Annotated in this window: 14 protein-coding genes; 4 read left to right on the top strand and 10 right to left on the bottom strand. The window is 67.6% G+C overall.

Features of this window, described 5'->3' with window-relative positions; translation table 11 throughout:
• Nucleotides 1-35 precede the first annotated feature (35 nt).
• Together DMH01_RS06665 and DMH01_RS06670 are read right to left on the bottom strand one after the other, a co-directional pair.
• Entirely contained in the window at nucleotides 36-1,214 is a 1,179-nt protein-coding gene (locus DMH01_RS06665) for a hypothetical protein (RefSeq protein ID WP_148106596.1), read from the bottom strand.
• A 241-nt stretch (nucleotides 1,215-1,455) separates the two neighbouring features.
• Nucleotides 1,456-1,914, bottom strand: a complete 459-nt coding sequence (locus DMH01_RS06670) for a helix-turn-helix domain-containing protein (protein ID WP_125674175.1) — start codon at nucleotides 1,912-1,914, stop codon at nucleotides 1,456-1,458.
• Between the two features lie 126 nt (nucleotides 1,915-2,040).
• On the opposite strand from DMH01_RS06670, the gene DMH01_RS06675 reads away from it, so the two are divergent.
• Nucleotides 2,041-2,595 carry a hypothetical protein gene (locus DMH01_RS06675; RefSeq protein WP_125674176.1) on the top strand — a complete coding sequence of 185 codons (555 nt, stop codon included), beginning with the start codon at nucleotides 2,041-2,043 and terminating at the stop codon, nucleotides 2,593-2,595.
• 120 nt (nucleotides 2,596-2,715) lie between these two features.
• A complete protein-coding gene (locus DMH01_RS06680) occupies nucleotides 2,716-3,699 on the top strand; it encodes a teichoic acid biosynthesis protein C (RefSeq protein WP_125674177.1) in 984 nt (327 codons plus the stop codon).
• 48 nt (nucleotides 3,700-3,747) lie between these two features.
• Here DMH01_RS06680 and DMH01_RS06685 read toward each other — a convergent pair whose 3' ends face one another.
• On the bottom strand, nucleotides 3,748-4,164 hold the full coding sequence (locus tag DMH01_RS06685) for an SgcJ/EcaC family oxidoreductase (protein WP_125674178.1): 417 nt from the start codon (nucleotides 4,162-4,164) through the stop codon (nucleotides 3,748-3,750).
• A gap of 28 nt (nucleotides 4,165-4,192) precedes the next feature.
• Nucleotides 4,193-5,374 carry an acyl-CoA dehydrogenase family protein gene (locus DMH01_RS06690; RefSeq protein ID WP_125674179.1) on the bottom strand — a complete coding sequence of 394 codons (1,182 nt, stop codon included), beginning with the start codon at nucleotides 5,372-5,374 and terminating at the stop codon, nucleotides 4,193-4,195.
• Nucleotides 5,375-5,584: 210 nt separating this feature from the next.
• Between DMH01_RS06690 and aroF the strand changes: the two genes are divergently transcribed.
• On the top strand, nucleotides 5,585-6,634 hold the full coding sequence (aroF, locus tag DMH01_RS06695; RefSeq protein ID WP_125674417.1) for a 3-deoxy-7-phosphoheptulonate synthase: 1,050 nt from the start codon (nucleotides 5,585-5,587) through the stop codon (nucleotides 6,632-6,634).
• 1 nt (nucleotide 6,635) lies between these two features.
• Here the strand turns inward: aroF and DMH01_RS06700 are convergent, their stop codons facing one another.
• The 4 genes from DMH01_RS06700 to DMH01_RS06715 are packed head-to-tail and all read right to left on the bottom strand — an operon-like array spanning nucleotide 6,636 to nucleotide 9,567.
• Nucleotides 6,636-7,895, bottom strand: a complete 1,260-nt coding sequence (locus DMH01_RS06700; protein WP_125674180.1) for an MFS transporter — start codon at nucleotides 7,893-7,895, stop codon at nucleotides 6,636-6,638.
• Nucleotides 7,892-8,239, bottom strand: a complete 348-nt coding sequence (locus tag DMH01_RS06705) for a VOC family protein (RefSeq protein ID WP_125674181.1) — start codon at nucleotides 8,237-8,239, stop codon at nucleotides 7,892-7,894. The genes DMH01_RS06700 and DMH01_RS06705 overlap by 4 nt, the downstream gene beginning before the upstream one ends.
• Entirely contained in the window at nucleotides 8,236-8,397 is a 162-nt protein-coding gene (locus tag DMH01_RS06710; RefSeq protein ID WP_125674182.1) for a CopG family transcriptional regulator, read from the bottom strand. Before DMH01_RS06710 ends, DMH01_RS06705 begins: the two co-directional genes overlap by 4 nt.
• A gap of 9 nt (nucleotides 8,398-8,406) precedes the next feature.
• A complete protein-coding gene (locus tag DMH01_RS06715) occupies nucleotides 8,407-9,567 on the bottom strand; it encodes an MFS transporter (RefSeq protein ID WP_125674183.1) in 1,161 nt (386 codons plus the stop codon).
• Nucleotides 9,568-9,644: 77 nt separating this feature from the next.
• Between DMH01_RS06715 and DMH01_RS06720 the strand changes: the two genes are divergently transcribed.
• Complete coding sequence (locus DMH01_RS06720) at nucleotides 9,645-10,202, top strand: helix-turn-helix domain-containing protein (RefSeq protein ID WP_125674184.1); 558 nt, start codon at nucleotides 9,645-9,647, stop codon at nucleotides 10,200-10,202.
• A gap of 2 nt (nucleotides 10,203-10,204) precedes the next feature.
• Here DMH01_RS06720 and DMH01_RS06725 read toward each other — a convergent pair whose 3' ends face one another.
• Both DMH01_RS06725 and DMH01_RS06730 read right to left on the bottom strand, forming a co-directional pair.
• On the bottom strand, nucleotides 10,205-10,612 hold the full coding sequence (locus tag DMH01_RS06725; RefSeq protein WP_125674185.1) for a VOC family protein: 408 nt from the start codon (nucleotides 10,610-10,612) through the stop codon (nucleotides 10,205-10,207).
• 25 nt (nucleotides 10,613-10,637) lie between these two features.
• Entirely contained in the window at nucleotides 10,638-12,002 is a 1,365-nt protein-coding gene (locus tag DMH01_RS06730; protein ID WP_125674186.1) for an aminotransferase class V-fold PLP-dependent enzyme, read from the bottom strand.
• Nucleotides 12,003-12,012: the final 10 nt, after the last annotated feature.

Consider the following 12,012-nt stretch of genomic DNA (forward strand, 5'->3'; position numbering starts at 1 on the left):
TGGCGTCGAGGTCGCCGTGATCGGCCTGACAGTTGTCAGAAAAGCCGTTGGTTCGAGAACGAGTGTTGTGCTAGAGAATTCCAATCGCTGTGCACCGCAATGATGACGGCACGATTGGTTTGAAGCACGAGTTCGATAACTTCGCGAGCCTGCTTGTAGCCAGCCTTGCGTCCCCCAAGCCATCCGCCTCCCAGCAGTGCGGCAAAGGTGCTGTTGCTCAGGTGCCTTTGAGAGGCAAATTGGCCGTCGTGCCGCCGTTCCCAGCCTCGAAGATCGCTCGCAACATGGATATTTCCACCCAGCAGCCGTTCCTTCGAAGCCTCGAAGTGTCTGTAGGTCGTGAATTTTACGAACCCGGGCCTTGGTGCAAGGCGCGGATCGGTGGGGTCTTCCTCGCTTGCGTACCTCCTGTCGATTTCATCTACATACTGTGGGAACGTCCTGTCCGAGCTGTAGTGAAGCAATGCGAGGGCACCGAACTTGGGATTAAGGTAGACGAGGTCCACGCCGGTCGGTTCGTAGTCGCCTACGGGCCTGACGTTGACCAATGTGACACCTGGCCCTCGACTGCGCTTGTCCCGGGCCAACCGCATCCAGGCGAGAACTTGTATCTCGCCCTGCTCCGACCGTAACACCTGATGGTCATGGCATGCCCGAAACGCCTCCGGCTCATGAGCCTCCGCCAGGCCCGTGATAAACGGGAGGTCCGGGGAATCTGCTGCCCAGGTCGACAGCTTCGACAACTGCGCGTGCAGGTTGGCTGCTTTGAGTGAGAGCGCGACGGCGTCCTGTTCACAGGCCAGCAGGAACCCTGCGTTGCCCGTGATCGTGTTGGGCTCCGTCTGGCTACGTAGACATTCCACCTCGTGCGCAGCGTGCTTACTGGACTGCGAGATCACGGACAATACCTTGTCACTGTGGTCAGGAGGCAGGGTTGTGCGACTCTCTAGTGCACTGGTGACGCTGAAATATATCTCCGTATCGGGCGGTATGGATACGGCGGGTGTCACTGCGCGGCAGAAGTCGAACTCGAGGTTCCTGTTGGATGCCCCGGACATGTCGCCAGGCACGACCCGTCCGAGCGCGACTATCGTGACTGATTCAGTCGATCTTTCAACGAAGACGGCCACGCACTGCTTGCCCCGCTTCAACGCGCGATACGGGTACGCGTCCAAGGCGATGAGGCCATCTTGCTGAAACGTTTGCTGCTGCATGGCATGCCGAATTTGACCTGAGACCTCAAAAATCGCGACCCTTGACAAAAGCCCTCCCTCTTGCTTGCGGTGCGCGAATCTTAGCGCTCTTGCTCTGCCTTGTAGCGCGAAGGTCACTGATCAGAGCTCGGTGTTCGTTACTCCCGCAAGGGCAAGGACGATACTCATGATCATGGGGACAGCCTGAACGACAGAAGGTCCGTCCGATCCTGATCGAGTTGACAGTTCAGCGTGGGTCGGGTCATTGAAGGTTGTCTGCTTCGACGCGCGGGCGTCCGTGGGTGTCTCGGGTGGGGATGCCGCGTTCGCGCAGCTTGTTCAGCACGGTGGTGTGGTTGACGCCCAGGTGGTCGCCGACTCGCGCCAGGGACCACCCGAGCTTGTATAGGTGGATTGCGTTGTCGACCTGGTCCGGCGAGAGGCCGCGGCGGCGCATTGGCACGCCGTGCCGGTGGAGGATGTTGCTGACCGTTCGCCGTTCGATGCCGAAGCGGTCACCGAGTTCGTACACCGTCGCGCCGGACTGGTAGGCGGCGAGCAGCTGCTCGACTTGATCTGGGCTGAGTTGCCGGGCGCGGCGGGGACGGTCGCGCTTGATCGACGTCAGCTCGGGCGTGTCGAGGCTGGGAAGCTTCTCTTGGAGCTCTTCCAGGACTCTGACCTGGTCTTTTGTGTACGAGTAAGGTCCCCTTAGCTCCACAGCAGCTCAAAAGGCCCTTCCCAGGGAATCGGGAAGGGCCTTTTCGCACTCCGTACAGCAGCGGGTCCTTGCAGGCTGTCGCCGACGACCCACGCGACCGACACGAGCCCGACTTACACTGAGGCGGTGACCGAGTCGTCGATCGTCAATACGGCACAGGTAGCCAGCGCGCTGAGTGCTCCGATCACCGTCAGACTCAGTCACTGCCCCCTGGCATTCGTCCTGCACCCGGGAAGCTTGTTCGAGGTCGCGGAGAGAACCCCACCGGACGGGTATATCGAGATGGTCTTCGACGCCTACGAAGGACGCCCGATTTTATGGGTCCACGGATGGGAATTCGGCGAGACCGATCTTTCGGTGGATGGTGTCCGACAGGATGTTCCGCCGTGCATCCGAAATAACAAACCGGATTTTCGCCTGAAAGGCTGGCCATCCGGTCGCTCCGAAATCGCTCCCGCAGCAGGCCTCTTCATCTGCGACGAACGAGCCGTCGGAGACAACCGGATCGATGTCGAAGACTCCGGGACCGTGTCTTCGCATGTGAACCCGCCGAAGCAGCCGATCTGGTATTCGGGCACAGGCGTCGACGGCGGTCCGCCCGAACTGGTTCTGCACGACGACGGCCTTCGCGTCATCGGAGCGCACGGCCATGTCGTCACCGTCGGCGAGAGCAGGGAGTGACCTGGTTCTCAGCCTTACCGGCAGGCGCCAGCGGCGTCGGCACAGCCGGGGTTGTACGAATCTTGTACGCGCGTGAACAACCTTCGATCGAACCGCGAAACCCGACGAAGGCGAGCGCTCATGGCCGAGCAGGTGCCCCTATCCCCGTTCTCCCGACGTGCGCTGCTGCGCGCCGGCGGTGGTCTCGCCGCGACGACGGCGCTGCTCGGCACGGGCGCGGTGTTCGCCGGGCCGGCTTCGGCCGCGGTGCCGGCGTCCAAGCGTTTCGACCTCACCCAGCCGTCCTACGACGAGTTCCGCAGCAAGATCCTGCACGAGTCGCACCACGTGATGCAGGGCTTCGCCTTCGACAACCAGAACGTGCGGATCTTCATCGTGAACGCCCGCAACGGCGGGACCGGGGACGACCTGTGTGTCACGCAGGTCAACTTCTCGGGCGAGATCCAGGGTTCGATGCATCTCAACAACGCCGGGCACGGGGTGTCGATCGGCGTCGAACCGGTGGGCACCGACTCCTACATCTGGATGGAATGCGACTCGGACGGGCCGACGGGCACCGGTCGCGGGACGGCGCTGGCCAGGTTCAAGTTCGTCAACGGTGGCACGCCGTCGGTGAAGAAGTTCCTCACCGGCAGCAAAACGATCACCTGCGCCACCGACCCGATCAACAAGCGGATCGCGGTGCGCCGCAACGAAGGCGGCAAGATGTTCTACAGCGTCTACCCGCTCGCGTCCGCCGCGGCGGGCAACTTCAGCTCACCACTGGCGCATTTCGCTCAGCCCGCACTGTCCACCGAGAAGGTGACCTTCCAGGGGTACACCATCTACGGCCAGTATCTGTACACATTGGACGGTGAAGGACACGCGGATCCGGCCGACATCAACTCTTACGTCACCTGCATCGACATGAACACCGGCACGGTGAAGAGCCGCGCGCTGACCAGGGCGGGGAAGTCGCTGGTGTTCCGCGAGCCGGAGGGGCTCGGGATCTACCGGAGCCTGGCCGGGGAGACGCGGTTGTACATGGGTTTCGGGTCGCGCAGCAGCATGGAGAACATCAATCGCTACGCGAACCTGTTCTACAAGAACGTCCTCATCGACTGAGAGGCCGAAGAGGCCTGTCCCCGGGGAAGGACGGGCCTCTTCGGACGGTCACTTGTCGCGCGGGGTGTTCTGGTACGCGGCGAGGCGCCACTCGCCGTTCTGGCGGGCGACGGTCCACGAGGCGCGGATCGCGTTGTGGTCGGCGACCTCGGACTCGCCCTTGTACAGCACGCCGCCCTGGGTCAGCAGCACCGCCGAGTCCGCGGAGAGGAAGCGGAGGCCGACGGGCTTCCCGGTCACCTGCGTGCCCTTGTAGTTGGTGGCGTAGGCATCCTTGAGGAACGCCCGGATCTCTTCGCGGCCGTTGGCGAAGCTGCCGGCGAGGATCATCGTGCCGTCCTCGGTGAAGACGTCGGCGAACGCGTCCGCGTCGTGGTAGGCCCAGGCGGCGATGACCTTCTGGGTGAGGGCCGCGATGGCCGCCTTGTCCGCGTCGGTGACCTTGGCGGTTTCGGTGGTCGTCATGACTTTCCTTCCTGGAGGTCTCGGGGCGTCAGATGTAGAGGGTGTTCGGCTCGAGCCCGCACAGCACGCGTCCGTACAGCTCGTTGTTGGTGTCGGGGTGCATGAGCGCGTGCAGGTTGACCGCCTGGATGTCGCGGACGATGCGCTGGATCGGGACGTCGGAGAAGATCGACGAACCGCCGCTGGCGTTGGCGAAGATGTCGATGGCCTCCTTGCTCAGCTTCACCGTCGCGCCCATGTCGGCGCGCGCCTGGACGCGCTCCTCGAGCTTCCACGGCGTGCCGTCGGCGGCCTTCCCGTCGACGAGCGAGGTCAGCCGGGTGGCGTGGAACTCGGCCTGGTCCAGCTTCAGCGTCGCGTCGGCGACCTGGTGGTGCGTCAACGGCGCTTCGCGCTGGCTTTCATAGGCGGTGTAAGTGATCTTGCGGTTCGGCAGACGCTTGAGGAACTGCTCCTTCGCGGCCCGGCCGAGGCCGAGGACGCTGCCGACCGACGACGCCGCGGCGACCGGGAGCAGGGGTGCGCGGAAGATCTCCAGCCCGGCGTTGGCCGTCGAGGAGTACTGCCCCTGCAGGACCGCCGGCAGGCTGATGATCCGCTCACTCGGGATGAACAGATCCTTGGCGACCGTGCTGACGCTGCCGGTGCCGCGCAGGCCGCTGGTGGTCCAGTCGTCGACGATCAGCAGATCCGTCATGGGGACGACGCCCATGACCGGGTACGGCTCCGCGCCTTCTTCGACGAGGACCGCGATGACGACCTGCCAGTGGGCGTGCCGCGCGCCGCTGATGAAGCCCCATTTGCCGTTGACGACGATGCCGCCCTCGGCGGGGCCGGCGATCGCCGTCGGGCTGAGCGTCCCGCACACCCGGATGTCGGGGCGGGAGAAGACCTCGTCCTGGACGGCGTCCGGGAAGAGGCCGGTCATCCAGCTGGTGATCCAGCTGACCGCGGTCGTCCAGGCCGGGGACGCGTCGGCACGGCCCAGTTCCGCGGCGACCTCGACGAGAGTGCGGGTGTCCGCCTCGTAGCCGCCATACCGCTTGGGAACCCGCAGCCGGAAGAGACCGGCCTCGGTGATCGCCTCGATCGACTCGTCGTGCAGCCGCCGGTTCTCCTCCGTCCAGGCCGCGTGCTTCCGCAGCGTCGGAACCAGATCGGTGGCCCGCTGGACGAGCTGTTCGCGAGTCGGGTTCTCGGTGTTCGACACCATTTCCTCCTAGCCGTGGAACCGGGTGAGCTGGTAGCGGGAGGACACCGGTCCTCGCGTGAACCTGTTCCGACGATCCCAGCCGGACACCGGCGTGACGTCTCTCCGATTGCGGCAGGTTTGAGGACGTGGGGTGCCCGGCGGCGCGGCGACCATGAGTCGGCCGGGAGAACTTCAGGCTCGCCCGCCGACCTAGAGGAGATCGTGGATATGGTCATCGTGATGACGCCGGACGCCACCGACGAACAGGTGCGGGCGATCGTCGACCAGGTGGAATCCGTCGGTGGAAGCGCCTTCGTCAGCCGTGGGGTGAGCAGGACGATCATCGGGCTGATCGGCGATGTCGACCTGTTCGAAACCCTGAATCTCAGCGGACGCCCCGGCGTCGCACGGGTGACGCGGATTTCCGCGAAGTACAAGCTGGTCAGCCGCGAACACCGGCCGGAAGGCCGTTCGACGGTCGTGGTCGGCGGGGTGTCGATCGGGCCGGACACCACGACCCTGGTCGCCGGGCCGTGCGCGGTGGAGACACCGGAGCAGACCCTCGAAGCCGCATTGATGGCCAAGAGAGCGGGCGCCACTCTTCTTCGCGGCGGCGCCTTCAAACCGAGGACGTCGCCGTACGCCTTCCAGGGACTCGGGGAACTCGGGCTCCGGATCCTGGCCGACGTCCGGGCCGAGACCGGGCTTCCGGTGGTCACCGAGGTGGTCGCGCCGCACGACGTCGACATGGTCGCCGAGTACGCCGACATGCTGCAGATCGGCACCCGGAACATGCAGAACTTCGGGCTGTTGCAGGCGGCGGGCCGGGCCGGGAAACCGGTGCTGCTCAAACGCGGGATGAACTCCACCATCGAGGAATGGCTGATGGCGGCCGAGTACATCGCGCAGCGCGGCTGTCTCGACATCGTGTTGTGCGAGCGCGGGATCCGGACCTTCGAGACCTCGACCCGCAACACGCTCGACGTGTCGGCGGTGCCGGTGGTCCAGCATCTTTCGCATCTGCCGGTGATGATCGACCCGTCGCATTCCGGCGGCCGCCGCGATCTCGTGCTGCCGCTGAGCCGGGCCGCGATCGCGGTGGGCGCGGACGGCGTGCTCGTGGACGTGCACCCGCATCCGGAAGAGGCGCTCTGCGACGGGCCGCAGGCGCTGGTGACCGAGGATCTTCAGGAACTGTCGCAGGCGCTGGACGCGCTGGGCACGCTGATGGGCAGGCGGTCGATGGTCGAGCCGTGGCGCCATCTTCGGGCCAGCTGATTCACTCCCGGCGCGCCGCCGCGTAGGCGGCGGCCGCCAGAGCGACCGCGAAAAGTGTGTACGAAACCAGCAAACCGGTGCAGGAGGTGCTCAGGGCGCCACCGACGGCCCGGCCAAGCAACTGCCCGACGCATTCCGCGGTGATGACGGCGGTCGCCAGCTCCGCGGCGCTGAAACCGCTCGAACCCGCGGTGGTGGCTCTGATGTACAGGCCCGGATAGGCCAGTCCGACGCCGATTCCGGCGACGGTCCAGGCGGCGAGGGCCGTGACGAACGAACCGCCGAAGGTCAGGACGGCGGTGCCGAGAGCGGTCAAGCCCAAGCCCACGACGGGAAAGCGCGCCGAAGCGAACCGGGCGGCCACCAGGCTGGTCACCGCCCAGCCGAGCGGGGCGGCGCTCAAAACGATCGCCGCCTGCCCGAGGCTCACCCCGAACCCGCTCGTCAGGAGCACGGTGATGAGACTGTCCGCGCCGAAATAACCGATGGCGAACAGCACCATCGCGCCGAGCGCGGCGGGGGTTCCCGGCCGGAGCCGCGCGGTGCCCGGCGGCAGGATCGCGATCATCCCGGCGACGGTGATCGCCGCCCCGGCGAGCGCGAGTGGCCAGGAACCCCCGCTGAACACGACGAGTGCCGCCCCCAGCGGTACCGTCAGCGTCTTCGCGATCGGTCGCTGTCCGTCCTCTGTGGACGGTTCACCGCGGGCGGCGCGGACGACCAGCAACCGTCCGGAAAGGACGAACGGAACCGGGAGCAGCAGGGTCCACCGCCAGCCGACGAGATGTTCCAGGCCGAGGGTCGCGGCCGGGCCGACCAGTGCGGGCACGATCCACATCGCCGAGGACGCCGCGACCACGCGGATCCGCAGCCGGTCGTCGAGATGCCGGATCGCCGAGCTGATACCGAAAATCGCCAACAGCCCGCCGGCCAGCCCGGCGGAGAACTGGCCGAGGGCGAACATCCACGCCGTCCGTGCCGCCGCGGCCAGGAGCAGCCCGCCGAGGTACGCGGCCATCCCGGCGGCGAGCGTGCCGCGCGGGCCCAGCCTGCCGAGAACCCGGCTCGCCAAGGGAAGCGCGACGAACAACCCCAGTGTCGAGCCGGCGATCAGGAGCCCGAGATCGTTCCTCGCGTCGAGATCGGCGGCGACGATCGGCAGCAGGCTGGAAGCGACGAAACCGGTGACGGCCGCCGCGAACTCGAGCGCGACGATGCCCACCGCGAGGAACAGCGGGCCCGCGCGCCGGGTCTCCGTCACGTGTAGAGGTCGCGGTCGTACAGGTTGAGCTGCACCCACACCCCGTCCGGGTCCTGGACGCGCAACGAGTGGCCGAATCCTTCGTCCATCGGCGGCCCCGGCTCGAACCCGGCCGCTCGCAGGCGTTCCGCGACGTCCTCCAACGGTTCTTCGACCTCGAAGGCCAGCTCACAGCGGCCCACGTCGTCGCCGGAGGACCGATGGATGGCCAGCATCCCGCCCGCGGCGGGCATCTCGACCCAGCCGCCGGGGCGGGACACCGGCCCGACGCGGAGGCCGAGCGCCTCGTAGAACCGCGTCATCGCCTCGACGTCCGCGCTGTAGCGGATCGGCATGACCTTCATCGCTCACGTTCCTCACTGGTCCGCAGCAGGTACTCCTCCAGCACCCGTTCGACGAACGACGAGAGCGACTCGTCGGCGTCGACCGACGCGTGCTTCACCCGCTTGATGAGGTCGTTCGGCAGGTAGACGTTGAATTGCCGCTTGGCGACCTGGGGCATGCTCGCATGCTAGCAAGTGAGCATGCGATCACGCGAGCGATCGAGGAGCACCAGCGGAATCGTGGCCAGCGCCAGCGCCGCGCCGATCCACGGGATCGCGGTCAGCGAAGCCCCCAGGTTCAGCGCCCCGGCGGCGAAGGCCGGGGTGAGGCTGATGCCCAGCTGGAACGCCGAGACCGTGGTCGCGCCGGCGAGGGTCGGGGCGGAAGCGGCGATCGTGAAGACCCGCCCGTAGAGCGCCGGATTGAGCACGAAGGCCGCGACACCCAGCAGGAACACCGTCGGCACGACCACCCAGGCGGAAGTCGCGAAAAGGGCGAGCAGCACCGAAAAGACCGCGATGCCGGCGCCGCCGCCCAGCAGTGCGTGGTGCGGCCTGCGGTCCGAGATCCGGCCGCCGAGCGACAGTCCGGCGAAGGCTCCGATCCCGAACAGCGCGAGGACCGCGGGGATCCAGACCGCGGGCAGGACGTCCGCGAGCATCGCCGCCAGATAGTTGAAGGACACCATGTACGCGGCCGTGCTCAGGATGGTGACCGCGTAGACGCCCCAGAGACGCGGCGTCCGCATGGCGCGCAGTTCCCCCGAAAGGCTCGGAGCGGCGGACGTGGTGGCCGGCAGGCCGACGGCGCAGGCGACCACACCCAACACCGTGAGCGCGACGACGCCCCAAAAGCCGCCGGTCCAGTCGGTGAGGTTGCTCAGCAGGGTGCCCGCCGGTCCCCCGGCCACCATGGCGACGCTGAGCCCGGCGACGACGACACCCGAAGCGCGGGCGTTGCGGTCGGGGGTGACCAGGCTGATCGCGGTCACGGCGGCGACGGCGAAGAAACCGGCGTAGGCGAGACCTGCGAGGAACCTGGTGATCAGGAGGATCCAGTAGTCGTCGGCGAGCAGGCCGACCGCGATGGCGGCGGCGAAGACGGCCTGCGTGGTCAGCAAGGCCGTACGCCGCGGCCACTTCAGGCTCAGCACGGCGAACGGGGGGCCGCCAAGGACGACGCCGAGGGCGAACGCGGTGATGAGGGCACCCGCGGAGGAAAGGGAGACGCCGAGATCGGCGGCGGCCGAGGGCAGGACGCCGGCCATCAGGAACTCGGCGCTCCCCATCGCGAACAGGCTGAAAGCCAGGAGGTAGACCCCGGCGGGAAGGCGTTTCGTCTCGATCATGCCGCCAGCATCGGGAGCTTCTGGCTGTTTCGGCAAAGAACTTTGCCGGAATCGGGATGAACTGCTGTGCTGGCGGCATGGAGAGCCAACCCACCGTCACCGCGGCGATCGAACAGATCGCGCCCCGGCTGCGCCGCGCCCGGGAGAAGAAGGGCACCACGCTGATGGAACTCAGCCGGGCGACCGGCATCTCCACCAGCACCCTGTCCCGCCTCGAATCCGGGCAGCGCAAACCGAGCCTCGAACTGCTGCTACCGGTCATCGCCGCGCTGGGCCTGCGCGTCGACGAGATCGTCGCCTCACCAAGAGTGCTCGAAGCACCCGCGGACGGCCGGGTCCTTATCCCGCTCACCCGGCATGAGGACGGCCCCCGCGCCTACAAGATGACAATCCCGGCGAGCGACGCCGAACCCCACCCGCGAACGCACGGCGGACGCGAGTGGCTCTACGTGCTGCGGGGCAGGCTCCGGCTCGTGCTCGGCGACCAGGACGTCGTGCTCGGCGCGGGCGAGGCCGCCGAGTTCGACTGCCGGACGCCGCACTGGTTCGGCGCCACCGGCCGCGGGCGGGTCGAGGTGCTCAGCCTGTTCGGCGAACAGGGCGAACGGGTCCACGTCCGCGCCCGCACCCGGTGAGCTCAGACGCGCTGCTGGATACGGATCAGGTTCCCCGACGGGTCGCGGACGGCGCCGTCACGCAGGCCGTACGGCTGGTCGGTCGGCTCCTGGATGACCTCGGCGCCCGACTCCTGCAGGTGCTTGAAGAGACCGTCGAGGTCGTCGGAGGAGAACAGGATGCCCGCGTAGGTGCCCTTGGCCATCATCTCGCCGATGACGCGGCGTTCGTCCTCGGTGATACCCGGGTCGACGGCGGGCGGGTGCAGCACGATCGACACCGGCTGCCCCGGCGGGCCGACGGTGATCCAGCGCATGCCGTCGTAGCCGACGTCGTTGCGCACCTCGAAACCGAGAGTGTCGCGGTAGAAGGCCAGTGCGGCTTCGGGGTCGGTCTGCGGGAGGAAGCTCCCGTGAATGGCGATGTCCATGACGGTCACGCTAGGTGAGGCCGGTTCACGACGCTTCTCGATTCCTGATCGCCTCGATCGCGGCGACACTGCGGTCGACGTCCGCCTCGGTCGTGCTCCAGTTGGACACGGAGACGCGCATCAGGCGCATGCCGTGCCAGGTGGTCGCGCCCATCCAGCACTCGCCGGAACGCTGAAGGGCCTCGACGACCCGGTCCGTATCGTCGCCGAAGCTGACGAGCACCTGGTTCAGCACCACGTCGTTCACGACGGTGACGCCTTCGCACGTGTCGAGTTTCTCGGCGAACCTCCTGGCCAGCGCGCAGCACCGTTCGATCATCTCGGCGATACCGGTGCGGCCGAGTTCGCTGAGCGCCGCCCACGTCGCGAACCCTCGTGCCCGGCGGGAGGATTCCGGCACGAAGTCGCTCGGCGCCCGCACCCCGCCCTCTCCCTGGCCGGTCAGGTACGCGGCGGTGAGCGCCATCGCGGCCCGGTGCGACTCGGGATGGGCGCAGAACGCGTACCCGCAGTCGTAGGGGACGTTGAGCCACTTGTGCCCGTCGACCGCCCAGGAGTCGGCCTTTTCCAGCCCCGCGGTCAGCCGCTTGAGCGCGGGGGCGGCGGCCGCCCAGAGCCCGAACGCGCCGTCGACGTGCACCCAAGCTCCGTGGCGGTGGGCGATCTCCGTCGCGGCGGCGAAATCGTCGAAAGCGCCGGTGTTCACGTTCCCGGCCTGAAGGCAAACGATTGCGGGCCCGTCGAGCGTCCGTTCGAGATCGGCGATGTCGATGGCGCCTTGGCCGTCCGCGCGCACCGGCCTGACCGCGTCGGTGCCCAGGCCGAGCAAGCGGAGGGACCGGTCGATCGTCGCGTGCCGCTCCTCACTGGCGACGACCGGCAGCGGCGGCGCCCCGTGCAACCCGCGGCGCTCGACGTCCCACCCGGCCCGCGCCAGGACGTGATGCCGGGCGGCGGCGAGGCCGACCGTGTTCGCGCCCTGCCCGCCGGTCACGAAACCGTACGAGGCGCCGGACGGCAGGCCGAGGACGTCCTTGAGCCATTCGCCCGCCACCTCCTCGACGATCGCGGCGGCCGGTGAGGTGATCTTGTTGAACGCGGGCTGGTCCCAGCCGGTCGCCAGCATGTCGGCCGCCGTCGCGGCGTCCAGCGCTCCCCCGGTGACGAAACCGAAGTACCTCGGCCCGGTGTTCGCCACGAGCGCCGGCTCGACGGCGTCGGCCAGCCGCCGGATCACGTCGGCGGGCGCGGCGGGTTTCTCGGGCAGGTCACCGAGCTTCTCCCGGACGCCCGTCGTGTCGTCGGGGAAGACCGGGACGTCGGCGACGCTTTCGCGGTACCGGGTGACACGGGCGGCGACATCGGCCAGCAGATCCCGCAACTCGGTCATCCGACGCCCC

Origin of the sequence: Amycolatopsis sp. WAC 04182, from assembly GCF_003947465.1 — a bacterium.
GTDB lineage: Bacteria > Actinomycetota > Actinomycetes > Mycobacteriales > Pseudonocardiaceae > Amycolatopsis.

Bases quoted from the DNA above. Each gene is read 5' to 3' on its own strand.
- DMH01_RS06725 (WP_125674185.1), bottom strand. From the start codon at position 10,612: ATGGACATCGCCATTCACGGGAGCTTCCTCCCGCAGACCGACCCCGAA.
- DMH01_RS06705 (WP_125674181.1), bottom strand. From the start codon at position 8,239: ATGAAGGTCATGCCGATCCGCTACAGCGCGGACGTCGAGGCGATGACG.
- DMH01_RS06720 (WP_125674184.1), top strand. From the start codon at position 9,645: ATGGAGAGCCAACCCACCGTCACCGCGGCGATCGAACAGATCGCGCCC.
- DMH01_RS06715 (WP_125674183.1), bottom strand. From the start codon at position 9,567: ATGATCGAGACGAAACGCCTTCCCGCCGGGGTCTACCTCCTGGCTTTC.
- aroF (WP_125674417.1), top strand. From the start codon at position 5,585: ATGGTCATCGTGATGACGCCGGACGCCACCGACGAACAGGTGCGGGCG.
- DMH01_RS06710 (WP_125674182.1), bottom strand. From the start codon at position 8,397: ATGCCCCAGGTCGCCAAGCGGCAATTCAACGTCTACCTGCCGAACGAC.
- DMH01_RS06685 (WP_125674178.1), bottom strand. From the start codon at position 4,164: ATGACGACCACCGAAACCGCCAAGGTCACCGACGCGGACAAGGCGGCC.
- DMH01_RS06665 (WP_148106596.1), bottom strand. From the start codon at position 1,214: ATGCAGCAGCAAACGTTTCAGCAAGATGGCCTCATCGCCTTGGACGCG.
- DMH01_RS06730 (WP_125674186.1), bottom strand. From the start codon at position 12,002: ATGACCGAGTTGCGGGATCTGCTGGCCGATGTCGCCGCCCGTGTCACC.
- DMH01_RS06680 (WP_125674177.1), top strand. From the start codon at position 2,716: ATGGCCGAGCAGGTGCCCCTATCCCCGTTCTCCCGACGTGCGCTGCTG.